The sequence below is a fragment of the Rhodonellum psychrophilum GCM71 = DSM 17998 genome (assembly GCF_000381545.1).
In the GTDB taxonomy this organism is placed as follows: Bacteria; Bacteroidota; Bacteroidia; order Cytophagales; family Cyclobacteriaceae; genus Rhodonellum; species Rhodonellum psychrophilum.
Window position 1 is genome coordinate 15,854 of the sequence record NZ_KB906688.1, and the last position, 15,075, is coordinate 30,928.

The window sequence follows — 15,075 nt, forward strand, 5'->3', positions numbered from 1 at the left end:
CGATGTTTATAGCCATTTGGTTTAGATGATAAAATCATAGACTTTAACTTGGGTCCACTTGGTCGAATTTCTTTCGATAAAGGCCAAGTGCATGGGGTCTGTCTGATAGTAATTCTGATCTTCGATGCTGTCAAAAAACAGTGTACAGGCAACCTGAAAACTGTGGTCAACAACATCCCTTCTCTCTGTTGGGGCGGGAGTTCCCATGTAGAATTTAGCTACGGTTTTGCATTTCCCCAGTACAGCAGCTTCTTTTTTGAAGGCTTCGGCGCCTTCTTTGTCTGCCAACCAGAAAAATACTTGGTGGATCATTTTTTGGGAATCTTGCGTGTTTGCCATGGTTTGAATAGGTAATGTAGCGGCTACGCCTGCTACGGTTAAGGTTTGAAGAAATTTTCTACGGGATTTCATAGCCATTTTGTTAAAGGTTTCTAAAGATAAAAATTTAAATTGCTTCCTGAAAAAATCACCGAAATAATCATTTGAAATATGGAGTATAGAAAACTGGGCAAGACCGATTGGAAGGTATCTGAAATATCTTTGGGGACTTGGCAAGTCGGTGGAGGATGGGGAGGAACCTTTGATCCGAAGGCTGCTTATAAAATCATCCATACAGCCATCGATCAAGGGATCAATTTCATTGATACTGCTGATGTCTATGATGGGGGATTGAGCGAATCCGCAGTGGGAAAAGTCGTTCGGGAAAGCAGCGAAGAGATATTCGTAGCCACCAAATGCGGGAGACAAATCAATCCTCATGATAATGCAGGCTATACTACCGAAGCGCTTCGTGGGTATGTGGAAGGCTCATTGAGAAACATGGGTTTAGAGACCATTGACTTGATGCAACTCCATTGTCCCCCCACAGCGGTGTACCAGAGGGATGAGATTTTCGAGCTTTTTGAGCAGTTGAAAAAGGAAGGAAAAATCCGTCACTTGGGCGTAAGCGTAGAAAAGGTGGAGGAGGCCATGTTGGCCATGAAATACGAAACCGTCTCCACCGTTCAAATTATTTTCAACATGTTTAGGCTTAAGCCTTCGGAGAAGTTTTTTTCCCAGGCGGCAGTCAATAACGTCGGCGTCATCGTGCGGGTACCGTTGGCAAGTGGTTTGTTGACCGGAAAATTGACCTCCAGTTCGGTTTTTGATCCAGAAGACCATCGGACTTTCAATCGCGAAGGGGCTGCCTTTGACAAAGGAGAAACTTTTTCAGGTGTGCCTTACGAAAAGGGATTGTCTGCGGTGGATGAATTGAAGCAAATATTCGAAGGGAATGAACCCCTCGCTGCAATGGCCTTGCGATGGGTATTGATGTTTCCGGAGGTGAGTACGGTGATTCCTGGAGCTTCCAAAGTGGAGCAGGTTCTGTCCAATGTCAAGGCAGGGAGTCTCGCTCCGATTGCCGCAGAAAAAATGGAGGCAGTGAGAAAGGTGTATGAAAAATACATCAAGGAAGAAGTCCATCCCCAATGGTAAATACTGCTTGTGCATCCAAAAAAGGTCAGAGCCAGTATCATATGGAATTGATTTATCCCGTTGGTACTCCTTGACTTTCCTTCTTTTAATTTGTCCATATAGAGAAATTTTCTTTTGGTGGAGTGTCTCGAAAGCCCAACTTGCACCTATCTTTTATAGTTGAAATTCAACAATAACCTTATGTCCAAACGTGTCCTGATCATCACTTATTACTGGCCGCCGAGTGCGGGATCAGGTGTGCAGCGCTGGTTGAAATTCGCGAAGTATCTTCCCGGTTTTGGCTGGGATCCGGTGATTTTTACACCCGAAAACCCGGATTTTGAATTGAGGGACGAAAGCCTTTTGAAAGAGGTGGACCCACAAACCGAGGTGCTTAAATTCCCGATTTGGGAACCTTATGGGATTTTTAGAAAACTCAAAGGCGAAAAGCTGGGCGATACTGCCAAGGTATTGGAGAAAAAAGAAAAATCCATTTTGGACCAACTGGGAATCAGCTTGAGGGCCAATTTACTGGTGCCGGATCCAAGGGTGTTTTGGGTGAGACCTTCGGTAAAATTCCTGAAGGACCTAGTAGATCAGGGGCAGTTTCAAGCCGTCATTACCACCGGTCCGCCCCATAGCATGCATCTGATAGGGAGGAATCTCAAAAGAAAAACTGGGATACCCTGGTTGGCCGATTTCCGGGACCCCTGGTCGCAGTGGGAATTTCTGGATGCACTGCCCATGATGAAGATGGTGCGGAATATCCATAAGAAACTTGAAATGAGTGTTTTGAAAGAGGCCGATACGATCACAACCATCAGCCCCACCTTCCAAAAGGATTTTGAAGCTTTGGCGCACAAAAAGATCCATTTGTTGACCAACGGCTATGATCCATCGGATATGCCAGGAAATTGGTTCGACATCCTGCCTGATCAGGGGAAATTGGAAATCGTCTACACGGGTGTGATCGATTCCATTCGGAATCCCATCCCTTTCTTGGAGGCGATGCAAGCGGTGTTTGAAAAATCCGAAAATCCGGTAAAGCTTCGGTTTGTGGGCAAGGTTTCGGAACAGGTCCAGGAGTTCATTGCTGAGGAGGAATGGCGAAGGGCCCATGTTGCATTGGAAGGGTATGTCAGCCATGAGGAGGTATTTGGTTTTTACCAAAAAGCCCATCTTTTGCTCCTCATCTTGACGGATACCAAAAATGCCAAGGGCAATATACCCGGCAAACTTTTCGAATACATGGCAACGGGAAGGCCAATTCTTGCCTTGGGTGATCCCTATGGCGATGCGGCCATTATCCTCAAAAAAGCAAATGCAGGACAGGTTTTCGCCCATACGGATAGGGAAGGTGTCCAAACATTTCTTCGGGAATTTATTTCTCAAAGAGATTTCCCCGTCTCTGATTCGGTGGTCCAATATTCAAGAAAACAACGCACGCAAGTACTTGCCCAACTGCTGGATGCCCAAACCGATCCCCTTCCTTGACCGGAACAGGATTTCCGGAGGAGGCACACCTTAGCTGAGGACTTCATAGACCACCACTGGGGATTTTTTGTTTTTGAGGGTCATTTCCCCGATTTTGTTGCACAAAAAGGAATCTTTGATGGACAAATAACTTTTCTCTGATATCAGGATTTGGCCTTTGTTGGCTGCGGCCTGTAGCCGGGAAGCCACATTGACGGTGTCTCCGATGACGGTATAGTCCAGCCGCCGCAAAGTGGAGGAACCAATGTTGCCGGAAATCATCTCGCCACTGTTGATGCCGATGGACACTTCTGGACGATATTCATTTTTATCGGTAGATGCTGAAATGGCCTTTATGGCCTTCCGGATATTCAGGCAGGCTTCGAGGGCACGGTCCAAATGAAAGTCACCCTTGAAGACGGCCATCAAGGCGTCACCTAAAAACTTGTCCACTATGCCCTTCTGCTGGATGATTTCCCTGACCATCAAGTCAAAATATTCATTCAAAAGCTGGACCACCTGATCGGGGCTTTGGGTCTCACTGATGGAAGTAAACCCACAGATGTCGATAAAAGCGACGGATCCCACCACGGTTTCATTTTCAAAAAGTGATTTTTCAAATTCCTTTCGACCCATAAAGTTAAGAACTGCCTCATCGACGTACATCTTGAGGATATTATTTTCCTTGATGGCCTTAAGTGTTTCATGCACTTGGTGTACTTGTTGGATCGTCTTCTCGATGGTGATGGACAAATCCGTGAAATTGATGGGTTTGGTGATAAAGTCAAAGGCTCCACGGTTCATGGCCGTCCGGATGTTGTCCATGTCACCATAGGCAGAGATAATCACGGATTTGATCAGTGGTTTTGTTTCAGAGAGTCGGCTCAATAGTGTCAAACCATCCATTTCCGGCATATTGATATCGGTCAGGACAACATCCACATCTTTGTTTTCTTCGAGGCATTCCAAAGCATGCCTACCGTTACAAGCGAATAGGAATTCGTACTTCTTTTGCCGGATTTGTTGTCGGAATTTTTGCTTGATCAAGGTCTCCAAATCCGCTTCATCATCCACTACCAATATCTTCGCCATGGTTGAGTTTGTTCATTCATTTCTATCCAATTCTTTTGCATTGATCGGCGACACCCTCCACTATTGCATACTTCGGATTTAACTTTTCACCCCTTCTGGTCTATTAAAATCTAAGAATCCATACATGTCTCACACAAGTTAGCAAAAGAAAACAAAGTTTCCAGTGGATCAATCCAATGGCAGCAGGATGGTGAATGTGGTGCCCTCACCTTCCTTGCTTTCTACCCGTATCTCTCCACCGTGCGCCATGACGATGTCATAGCTGAGAGACAATCCCAAGCCTGTCCCTTGTCCGGTGGGTTTGGTGGTGAAAAAGGGTTGGAAAATTTTGGTCTTGATCGCTTCCGGTATTCCAGAGCCATTGTCGCTGACTGAAATTCGAATTTTTTGGTCAATCATTTTCGTGCTGATCTTAACCTTTGGTTTGTATGCATCAATGCTTTTTGGCCTTTCTTTCCTGTCTTTGCCGAGCTCTAGGGCCTCCATGTGGCTTTTATCGGCACAGGCATAGAATGCATTGTTGATCAAGTTGAGCAAAACCCGTCCAAAATCTTCAGGGATCACCATAATCTTCGGGAGGGCGGGATCAAAATCGGTGGTGAAATCCGCATTGAAGGATTTGTCCTTGGCCCGCAGGCCATGGTAGGAAAGCCGGAGGTATTCATCTGCAAGTGCGTTGATATCAGTGAGCTCTTTTTTTCCGGAGTTGCTTCTGCTGTGCATGAGCATTCCTCTGACGATTGCCTCTGCCCGTTTGCCATGGTGGTTGATTTTCTTTAGATTTTGTTGGATGTCATTGGCAATGGACTTGGCCTCTTCCAAATCACCATTTTCCAATTCGGCGTTCATTTCTTGGATGAGTTCATTGCTGACCTCAGAAAAATTATTGACAAAGTTGAGCGGGTTTTGAATTTCATGGGCGATTCCGGCAGTCAATTCTCCCAAAGAAGCCATTTTTTCGGCATGAATCAGTTGGTTTTGGGTAGCTTTTAGTTCATTCAATGTTTTTTCCAACTTATTTTTCTGAAGGGTCAGCGCCGCTGTCCGCTCTGCAACCTGGATTTCAAGTTCTGCCTTCAAAGATTCAGTGATACGATGTTCTTTTTCCCTCTCTTCTGCCTTGATCCTTTCCTTTTCCAGGGCCTTCTTTTGCTTGTTGTTGATGATCAACATGGCCGCAGCCCACAGCAAGGTGAAAAATAGGGCGGTTTCAAAATAATTCTCCCATTTCGCATACAATTCAGGATTGATAAAGCCCAAAAGATCGCCTATAAAGGAAATAAGGAGGTAGGGGAGGCCAGCGAGGACGATGGGCTTTGCACTTTGGAATTCGGGAATGCGATACACTGCAAATATCAAAGATGCCAAAAAACCGAAAGTCAACACTTTCAAAAGTGCGGCATTGGGGAGTCCCATTATGCTCAATATCAAAAGCCCAATGGCTATCCAGATACCGATTTTCAGGATTTTGTCCCATTTTTGGGTATTTCCTGCTTTGCTGGCATGCCTGCGCAGGTTATAAATGATGAGGATTGCGATAATGTTCTCTAAATTCATGTAGCGGCAATTGAGCAATTTTCAAAAAGATACCCAAAGAATAATCGATAACCAAAATACGTTTTTTCTTTGAAAAAGTAAGATGTTGCACCCTAAAACAAAGAGATAATCAGGCAATCTGAAAACGAAAAACCAGGATGGGTTCAATTTTCAATCCATTCGAATTTAACCCGAAATATGCATTCCCTTTCCAAATGAGATCGAAACTGCAAGAAAATCAGACTATTGTGAGACTAACTCCTGACGCCAATAGGATGAAGTCAAAAACAAGCAGCAAATAATTGAATATCAGTTGATTGTAATATTGAATTGAGTTCTTAATGCATAAAATGGGTTTAAACAATTTGGATTTAACCCGAATTCCAAGACTTGGAAAAATTAACGTAAAGCGGCCAACTTGACGCAAGATAGATGGAAGTAGGTATTCTGTTTTCCAATTGGGATTGAAACAAATCCGACTAATTGGAGAATGACGCATGTCGCCGATATGGCGAAGTCAAAAAATGTAAACCATTGACTGAGTATCAATTAATTTCAGGCTGGATTGGGCATTCCTGCCATGGGTTAAAACCCAAATCGACACGGGTTAAAACCCGCAAAAGAAATACGGGTTAAACACTTTTGAAGCCAATACGAGGAAAAATAGCTCCCGAAATCACAAAAGGTGGTGAAACCCCATTTCTGCGACTTCATCACACTTTTCATGATTTCGGGAGAGTACAAAGGTCCGAACCCTTTACTTTAACTTAACGGGTGCTGCGCTTTTGGCTTTTTCCGCGGCTTCGATTTCCTGAATGGCCATGATCAAGGGGCCATTGTCCCAATAGCCATGCTCTTCCACTATTTTTCCATCCTTGAATTGGGCGGTCAAGTGGACCGGCATTTCAATTTTTCTGTTGTCTGCAGCTAGTGTTCCCTCCCAGATCCCCCAGAAATTTACCCAGGTTTCACCCTTGTCCGTGACCACCATTTCGTAATCTTGATCCCTATCCAGAAATCCCCTAGAAGAAAAATTCACATCATTCTGGCCATGATAGGCAGGGACCTCTTTAAATGAAATTGGGGATTTTTTGGTGTTGTAATAGACCTTGGCCGTATCTGCGAAATTTGCAGCCATGGCCTCCCAGTTTTTTGTGTTGTAGTGACTGATTCCTGATTTCAAAATGTCAATTTCAGGGGAGTTTTGCGTGTACCTCGGCGCTTCTTTTTTTTCACAAGCTGCCAATATTAACACTGCCAAAAGAATAAGGATTGAATTTTTCATAAGCGTTTGATTTTAGGTAAATAAAAATTAGTTTTTCGCTTCAACTTTTACCGATGTGTATAGAACATATAAAAATAAAGCAATAATTGAATAATTGCACAAAAAAATTATTTTTTATGAGAATTTTTAGTCAAATGATTTTATCTGATAGAATAATAATATTGAATTTTCAAATAGAATCAGTTAAACTTCTCAGAATCTGATTTTACCTTTTCTGAAAAACCTCATCAAGAAATAAATCATGGTCAATACCCCAATCAAAATGAGGGTTCCCTGAATTTCAACTCCAGATAAGTTGGACAGGAAATAAAGAATAATGCCCGCCGAAAGTAGGGGGACGGTATAGCCAAGTGGGATTTTGAATTCTTCAGGTCTCGTTTCCTTCATCTGTCGAAGCTTGATGACGGAAAGTGATACACCAAAATAAACCAACAGCATGCTTGCCGAGGCGATAATGGCGAGTTGCCGAAAACCACCGATGGCGGCCAAGGTAAATCCTAGACCCGCATACAGGAAAATCGCCAAATGTGGGGTCTTGAATCGGTGGTGGATGGAGGCCAACTTGCCGAATGGGATTACCCCGTCTCTGGCCATGGCAAATATCACGCGGGGATTGTTCAGGATTTCTCCGCTCAGCATCCCAAACATCGAGATCCCTGCGCCGATAAATAGGAGCGTGTACCCAACAGGACCGAATACAATCTTGGCCGTTTCCGCCAATGGTGCTTCCTTGAAATTTGGCAATTCTGCGCCCAAAACCCCTTGAGAAACTGCCTGGATCATGATATAAAGAAAAAGAACAGATGAGATCCCGATAAAAATGGCCCTTGGAACTGTTTTTTGAGGGTTTTTGATTTCTCCACCAATGGTAAGTCCCGCATCCCCGCCCTGAAAGGCAAAAAACAAAATCAAAGAGGCCTCTCCAAATTGTTGGAGTGTTGGCGTGGATTCCCAGTACAAATTGGCCATGGAAGCATCTTTCCAACCAATGACAATCAAAAACAAAAGCGGCGTCAACTTGGCAATCGTATTGATTTTTACCAAGCCGATTCCTTGTTTGACACCGATCACATTGACCATTGCCAGTCCGGAAAATATGAGGAATAGAAAGATCAACCGGACAGTTTGATTTTTGAAAATAGGGAATGCCAAGGCCAGGATCTCCACCAATGCATTGGACACAGCCGCATCGGAAAATATGCTGCCCATCATCATGAATATGGAGGCTAAAAACCCGGGATAAGGCCCAAAAGCAGTTTCCACATAGGCGTATCCTCCGCCCGAGTGGGTTACTTTGCTCCCAGCTTCAGCAAAACACAGCATCACCAAAGCAATCAGAAATCCGCAAAAAAGGTAGGCAATGACCCCGGAAGCACCCATTGTCTCGGCAACGATGGCCGGCAATACAAAAATCCCGGCACCCACGATGATGTTGACAATGTTCGCGGAAATCCCCCAAACCCCAACTTCCCTTTTTAATCCTTCGTTTACTTGTGCCATTGATGGGTCTTCTTTTTGAAAATGTAATGGGAAATAAAAGTCATTCGAAATTCGGATTTCCACCAAATAAAATCAATGCGCTCGCCCAAGTAAATTTTTGAAGGGATTGTCGAGCAGCATTCGGTTGATTTTCCCCCAAATATAATATGGTTTGCATTGATTTGATCTAAAAACCAACATTGTTCCGGTATTTGCCCCCGAAATATGCAGGGATTTTTTTCCGGCCATCTTTCTTTTCACAATGCGGAGCCATGTTCCCACGATCAAAAATCCTGGAATCCCATCAAATCCGGCTCAGAATTCGGGTATTGATATTTTGGTAGGGGATAGGTTTGGTCAGTTCCGTTTGACTTGAAAATAGCGCACTTCAAATCCAAGGGAATCAATGCCCGCTGACCAATTTCACATGTCCCAAATGATGGAGGCCATGCCAGGAATAGAGGGCGATGGTCTTGTCGAGTCGGACGGATTTTTGGCTTTCGGGATGAAAGAAGGTTCTGGCAAAATCTTCCGAGTCCATGCCGCGAAGCAACGCTACCCAGCGTACATGAAGACCTTCCAGTATTGCCAAACTGGATACCACTGGTAGGGTTTTGGCATCTGACATTTCTGCCCAGAGGCCCTCAAAATAGGGCTTAATTGTTGGGTTTTCTTCGGTCAAGGCGAGTTTGAACCGGATAAAACTGTTCATGTGGCTGTCTGCACAATGGTGCACCACTTGCCTCACCGACCATCCACCAGGGCGGTATGCCGTGTCCAGTTGGGCTTCTGAAAGCTTTTGAATTTCCATTTTCAGCATAGCCGGAAAGGCTTCAATATTTGTGATCCATTCATGAATGCTTTCCGGGTTGATTTCTTTTGGCGACGCAAATGGGCCGATGGGATATTGAAGAGGATTGTTCATATGCGGATCAAGATACAGCATTGGAACCAATTCAAAAACTCAGGGGATACAAGAATAAATTCCGGTTTTGGAATTTATCCATCAATAAGGATCCACATCCACCACGAATCGGGTTCCCCTGAAATCTTTATGCGCCTGCATTTCCATCAAGAGTCCTTGCAGTTCATGCTTGAAATGGGCTTGGGCATTTCCTGATTTGTCAAGTTTGGCGAAGGACTCATAGATGTATTGGTTTTTAATTTTTCCCACCAGTCCTTTTTCCGGACCCAAGAGTATCTTCTTAACCTGAATGTCTCCCATCAGATTGTGGAGGTGCCTAGCTGCTTTTTCCGCGGTCTTGTAATCCTTGTGTCGGGTGGAGATTTTGATGATTTTGACAAATGGGGGGTAGAAGAATCGCTGTCTTTCCGCCATTTCCTGCAGATAGAAGTTTTTATAATCCCCAGAAATCACCTGTCCAAAAATTGCCTGATCCGGTTTTCGGGTCTGGATGATGACGGTTCCTTGCTTTTCTCTCCGTCCTGCCCTTCCGGCCACTTGCGTAATTTGCTGGAAAGCCCTTTCCCCAGCCCTGAAATCCGGGAAAAACAAGATCCTGTCCGCATCCAAGATCCCAACCAGCGTTACCTTTTCAAAGTCAAGGCCTTTGGTGATCATTTGCGTACCTACCAGAATATCAATGTTGCCGGCGCCAAATTCTTCCAGGAGTCTTTGGTATCCGTATTTGCTTCTGGTCGTATCCAAATCCATCCTGGCCACCCGTGCCTCTGGAAATAACAGGCTTAAACTTTCCTCGATCCTTTCGGTCCCCAAACCAACGGCGCCCAACTTTCCGCTTCCGCAGGCGGGGCAGACTCGGGGTACTTTCTCCTTGAATCCACAATAGTGGCAGCGCATTTCTTCCCCAAATTGATGGTAGGTCAGACTCACATCACAATGCTCACATTCAGGGATCCAACCGCAATCGTCACAGGCAATATAAGGGGCATAACCCCTACGGTTTTGAAAAATCAGCACCTGTTCCTGCTTGTTGAGCGTCTCCTGTATTTTTTCCCGCATCAGTCTGGTAAAATCCAGCTTGAGCAGGTTTTTCTTTTTGTCCACCAAAATATCGGAAAGCTGGTATTGGGGAAGTGATGCCCCTCCATAGCGTTTGTCCAGAAAGACATATCCGTATTTTTTTGTGCGTGAATTGTAATAGCTTTCAAATGATGGAGTCGCTGAGCCCAGGATCGTTTTTGCCTGGTGCAGCCACGCCAGCATGAGCACAGCATCCCTGGCCTGAAAGCGTGGGGCGGGATCGTATTGTTTGTACGAACTCTCATGCTCCTCATCCACGATGACCAATCCCAGACTGTCAAAAGGCAAAAAAATCGAAGACCTTACGCCGATGACAAAGGAAAATTTGCCGCTGAGCACACCGTTCCAAACCTCCACGCGCTCATTGTCGGAGTATTTGGAATGGTAAACACCCATTTTGCTCCCGAAAACCTTTCGGAGTCGGGAAACCATGTGGGTGGTCAAGGCGATTTCAGGCAACAACAAAAGCACTTGGGAGCCACTGTCCAAGGCCTCATTGATCAGCTGGATGTAAATTTCAGTCTTGCCGCTTCCGGTAATGCCATGCAGCAAGAGTGTGTTTTTTTCCTCAAATTGGGTTTTGATTTGCTGAAGGGCTTCGTCCTGTTCGGTGGAAAGGATGATTTTCTCCTCCGTTGCATTCATCTCCTCAAAGCGACTGATGATGATTTTATACTCTTCCAAAACTCCGTTTTTGATCAGTGTTTTGATGGAACTTCCCGTCATTCCTGCATCCGTGAACACCTTCTTGTCCAAACCTTTGATATTCAGTTCCGGTTTCTGGTAAATGGGGATTTCCTGAAGGTATTTGAGCAGGATTTCTTCTTGCTTGGGTTTGTTGGCCAATTCTTTAAAAAGCGATTCCAATGCTTTGATATCGGAAAAGTAAGGTGGACAAAGCCTGATTCTGGATTCTACTTTGGGGCTGTATTTTTCCATCACCTTTTCAAAGACCAGAATGGCTTCCTTGATGATCAAACTTTTGATGATCCCCTGAATGGATTTGATCCCCAACAAATCCTCGCATTCCTCATAACTGAGTTCTTTCTTGCTGGCAAGTGCCTGAAGGATGATTTCCTCCCGTGCATCCAAAGGGTAGGGGGATTGGTCGGAATCATAGCTGGGATTGAGTTGGATTTTGCTTTGGCTGCTGAGCTTGAGCCCCGAAGGCAAAGCGGCATTCATCACCTCTCCGATATGACAGCAATAATATTCCGCCATCCAAACCCAAAATTTGATCTGAAGTGGATTGACTGTCGCAAAGGTGTCCAGCACATCCAAGATCGGTTTTGCCTCATATTCTTTGGGGGCCTTTTGATGTACCTTGGCGATAATGCCCGTCAGAACCTTCTTGAGCCCAAACTGGACGATCACCCGGTAGCCAATGCCGATTTCATCTGCAAAATTCCTGGGGATTTTGTAGGTGAACATCTTGGGGATGGGGACAGGCATGATGATGTCAGCATACAAATTGGATTTGCTGTCCTGTGGTGCGTAAGCGTCTCCGAATAAACTCTCCAAAAGTATTTAGGCTAAAGTGGGCAATTGTACCAAAGCGTCGGCTGGATCAGCAACCGGCTTTTGACAGGCCTTGTTGAAACATACGTAAATTAAAGCATTTCCCTCCAGATCAGGGGTCTTGTGTGCCAGTAGTGGAGGATTTTCTCCGACATTCTCCGTCGCTGCAAGGATAAAATGTGGATGATGGGATTGCATCAAGGTTTTGGCTTTATCCTTTGCTCCTGTGCCTACGATGACGATTTCGGCTTTTCGGACTAAAGTGGTCAAATACAAACTGGCCCAATTGCACAGATATGCGGGTTCGGATACAATCAGTTTATGGATCGATCCAAGCATATTCTGGGCAATTTCAGCATATTTTTCCTCATAGAAATACAGACCCAGATCCTGGAGATTTCGGGCCATAATGGAATTCGAAGCGGGGATGACATTGTCGAAAAGCTCTTTTTTGTTGGCGATGAGTTTTTCCGCCTTGGGATTGTTGAAAAAGAAAAAACCATCCTCTGGGTCAAGGAAATTGTCCAAAACAAAATCACATAATTTCTTGGCTTCAATCAGCCATTTTTGATCAAATGTGGCTTGATAGAGGGCTATAAAACCCCGGATCACGGCGGCATAATCCTCCAGAAATGCGGGCGTATATGCCGTTCCGTTTTTATAAGACCTTTGAAGAACCCCATTCAGGAGCATCTTTTTTAAAATAAATTCCCCGTTGCTGACGGCCAAATCCAATGGTTTTATGTCGCTGGTGGCCAAATAGGCCTGTACCAATCCGGAAATCATCAACCCATTCCAGCCACTCAGGATTTTGTCATCCAGTCCTGGGTATATTCTCTTGCTCCGCACTTGGAGGAGTTTTTCTTTGGTTTGCTGTAGCCTTTTCAGATATTCAGTTTCGGAAATTCCCTCAGCCTTGGCCAGTGTCTCATAGGAATCGGTCTGGAAAAGAATGTTCACCCCTTCTTCCCAGTTTCCGTCCTTTTTGAGGGTGTAGAGTTTGGCAAACCATCCCAGGTCTTCCCCCAGCAGGCTTTCCAACTCGGTATATTTCCAGGTATGGAATTTCCCTTCCACCCCTTCACTGTCCGCATCTTGTGCGGCAAAAAAACCACCTTCTTCCTGAAGCATTTCGGATTCCAACCAGCCTAGGGTTTCATTTACCTTTTCCTTGAAAAAAGGGTCCTGGGTAATCTGAAAGGCTTTGGCATAAAGCTCCAGCAATTGTCCATTGTCATAGAGCATTTTCTCAAAATGAGGGGCAAACCATTCCCCATCCACCGAGTACCTGGAAAACCCACCCCGGAGATGATCGTAAATACCGCCCATTCCTATTTTTCGGAGTGTAAAGAATACTTCATCCAATAGGGTTTCGTCTTTCTTGAGGACTCCATAGTCCAAAAGAAAACTCCAAATGGCTGGCATGGGGAATTTTGGGCTGCGTTTCATACCTCCCCATTCCGGGTCGAATTTGTCCCGCAATTGCTTGACGACAGCGGCAAGTTCTTCCTTGGAAAGCAGGGCTTTTGCAGCTTTCAAATCATATTTTTCACTTTCACTTCTGGCGATACTTTTCCCGAACCCTTCGGCGCTCTCGGCCAACTGGTCGAAATGTTTTTCGAATGAATCCGCGATGTTGCTGAGCAAACCTTTCCATTGTTTGTTCGGGAAATAGGTGCCTCCGTAAAATGGTTTTTGGTTTGGCATCAAAAATACATTCAGAGGCCATCCTCCCTGCAAACCCATGGTTTGCACGGCTTCCATGTAGATGTTGTCCAGGTCAGGTCTTTCCTCACGGTCGATTTTGATGCAGACAAAATGGGTATTCATGAGCGCAGCGGTGGTCGCGTCTTCGAAGCTTTCCTTCTCCATTACATGGCACCAGTGACAGGCAGAATAACCAATGCTGACCAAAATAGGCTTGTTTTCCGCTTTTGATTTACGAAGGGCTTCCTCTCCCCAAGGATACCAATCCACGGGATTATGGGCATGCTGGAGGAGATAGGGGCTTTGGCTATGGATTAATCTATTTGTCTTCATGGAAAAATAAAAATTGATGAAAGGGAAATCCCGATTTACGATCACATGAGGGGGCGCAAATCGAATTTTATTTCCCCCTGTATTGAACCTGCTTCCTGAGTTGGTCGATCTCTTTGGAAAAATCAAAATCATGGCTCATTCGTTCCAATTTTTTGTGGAGATTTTCGAGGAACTTCAGGTGGGCAGGGCTCTCCACATTGAAGGGCCTGTGCGCCAAGTCTTTTTTGATGCTTTCCACTTCCTTGATAATCGGGAAGGATTTCGGGTCGATCCAAGCCATCATGAATTTTTCCCAGATATATTCTTCGGCCTGCTCGGTGGGGTGGACGAGGTCTTCCTTGTAAAATCGATAATCCCGAAGCTCATCCATCATGATCTCGTAGCTTGGGAAATAATGTGCATTTGGAAATTCGGTGACGATTTCATGACAGGCCAATCGCAAAATACTTTTGCTCAGCTGGTTTTCGGGGATTCCATCCTTGGTGTGGCGCACAGGACTGACTGTCAGGATGATTTTTGCTTTGGGATTGAATTGCTGGAGGATGGACAAAAAGGAGGCAAATGCCTTGGTGATTTCCTCTGTTTTCAGCAGGCGCTTTTCGAACAAACCGGCCGGTTGTTTATGGCAATTGGCCACAATTTGATCCGAATTTCCATATTCATAGACCCATGCCGTCCCAAAAGTGATCAAGATGTGCGTTGCTTTTTCCAGTTGCACTTTGCTCAGGTGCTGCTTTTTTTGAATCAGTCGGTCCAAGGATTCCTTGCTATAGGCCACCACATCGGAATGCATGCCGAAATGCAGGTACAGACCATCCCGAATCAAGATCAGATCCGTATTGACCGGCATCTCCAAAATGGAATCTTCCATGGCTTGGCAGATGGACACTGGATTGAACAAGGTTCCAAAAGGATTGTTGACCATGTTGAATTTCCTGTCCTGGAGTTTCTCGCCTATTGTACTGGAAAAACAGGACCCAATCGAATACAGGACCGTATCGTGGTTGATTTTTGGTTCAAAAGATGGGATTTCAAAAGCTGTGGTCCATTGCATGTCCTAAAATTATAAAGAATGAAGGCAAAGTCATGAGTTTGCGATACTAATTTTTTGAATTTGCCAAGTGGGTGGCAAGGAAACAAAAATGAGACCGATCATTTCCATCGGTCTCATTTCTCTGTTTTTTATATCTTT

General features: G+C 44.9%; 11 protein-coding genes. 2 read left to right on the forward strand and 9 right to left on the reverse strand.

The window, feature by feature from the left end:
- Nucleotides 1-21 precede the first annotated feature (21 nt).
- Nucleotides 22-417 carry a Dabb family protein gene (locus F824_RS0119240; RefSeq protein WP_236613269.1) on the reverse strand — a complete coding sequence of 132 codons (396 nt, stop codon included), beginning with the start codon at nt 415-417 and terminating at the stop codon, nt 22-24.
- 72 nt (nt 418-489) lie between these two features.
- Between F824_RS0119240 and F824_RS0119245 the strand changes: the two genes are divergently transcribed.
- Nucleotides 490-1,476 (forward strand): aldo/keto reductase, encoded by a 987-nt coding sequence (locus tag F824_RS0119245; RefSeq protein ID WP_019599570.1) that lies wholly within the window; start codon nt 490-492, stop codon nt 1,474-1,476.
- 180 nt (nt 1,477-1,656) lie between these two features.
- Nucleotides 1,657-2,949 (forward strand): glycosyltransferase family 4 protein, encoded by a 1,293-nt coding sequence (locus F824_RS0119250; RefSeq protein ID WP_019599571.1) that lies wholly within the window; start codon nt 1,657-1,659, stop codon nt 2,947-2,949.
- Nucleotides 2,950-2,979: 30 nt separating this feature from the next.
- On the opposite strand, the gene F824_RS0119255 is transcribed toward F824_RS0119250, so the two are convergent.
- The 8 genes from F824_RS0119255 to F824_RS0119300 all read right to left on the reverse strand — a co-directional run bounded on the left by F824_RS0119255 (nt 2,980) and on the right by F824_RS0119300 (nt 14,937).
- The gene (locus F824_RS0119255; RefSeq protein ID WP_019599572.1) at nt 2,980-4,020 is read right to left on the reverse strand and encodes an adenylate/guanylate cyclase domain-containing protein; all 1,041 of its coding nucleotides are present in this window, start codon (nt 4,018-4,020) and stop codon (nt 2,980-2,982) included.
- 168 nt (nt 4,021-4,188) lie between these two features.
- Nucleotides 4,189-5,577 (reverse strand): sensor histidine kinase, encoded by a 1,389-nt coding sequence (locus tag F824_RS0119260; RefSeq protein ID WP_019599573.1) that lies wholly within the window; start codon nt 5,575-5,577, stop codon nt 4,189-4,191.
- Between the two features lie 736 nt (nt 5,578-6,313).
- The gene (locus F824_RS0119265) at nt 6,314-6,841 is read right to left on the reverse strand and encodes a nuclear transport factor 2 family protein (RefSeq protein ID WP_019599574.1); all 528 of its coding nucleotides are present in this window, start codon (nt 6,839-6,841) and stop codon (nt 6,314-6,316) included.
- Nucleotides 6,842-7,033: 192 nt separating this feature from the next.
- Nucleotides 7,034-8,341 carry an APC family permease gene (locus tag F824_RS0119270; RefSeq protein ID WP_033405459.1) on the reverse strand — a complete coding sequence of 436 codons (1,308 nt, stop codon included), beginning with the start codon at nt 8,339-8,341 and terminating at the stop codon, nt 7,034-7,036.
- Nucleotides 8,342-8,723: 382 nt separating this feature from the next.
- The gene (locus tag F824_RS0119285; protein WP_019599578.1) at nt 8,724-9,245 is read right to left on the reverse strand and encodes a YfiT family bacillithiol transferase; all 522 of its coding nucleotides are present in this window, start codon (nt 9,243-9,245) and stop codon (nt 8,724-8,726) included.
- A gap of 81 nt (nt 9,246-9,326) precedes the next feature.
- The gene (gene priA / locus F824_RS0119290; RefSeq protein ID WP_019599579.1) at nt 9,327-11,846 is read right to left on the reverse strand and encodes a replication restart helicase PriA; all 2,520 of its coding nucleotides are present in this window, start codon (nt 11,844-11,846) and stop codon (nt 9,327-9,329) included.
- A gap of 6 nt (nt 11,847-11,852) precedes the next feature.
- Complete coding sequence (locus tag F824_RS0119295) at nt 11,853-13,883, reverse strand: thioredoxin domain-containing protein (RefSeq protein WP_033405461.1); 2,031 nt, start codon at nt 13,881-13,883, stop codon at nt 11,853-11,855.
- 67 nt (nt 13,884-13,950) lie between these two features.
- On the reverse strand, nt 13,951-14,937 hold the full coding sequence (locus tag F824_RS0119300; protein ID WP_019599581.1) for a GSCFA domain-containing protein: 987 nt from the start codon (nt 14,935-14,937) through the stop codon (nt 13,951-13,953).
- Nucleotides 14,938-15,075 lie beyond the last annotated feature (138 nt).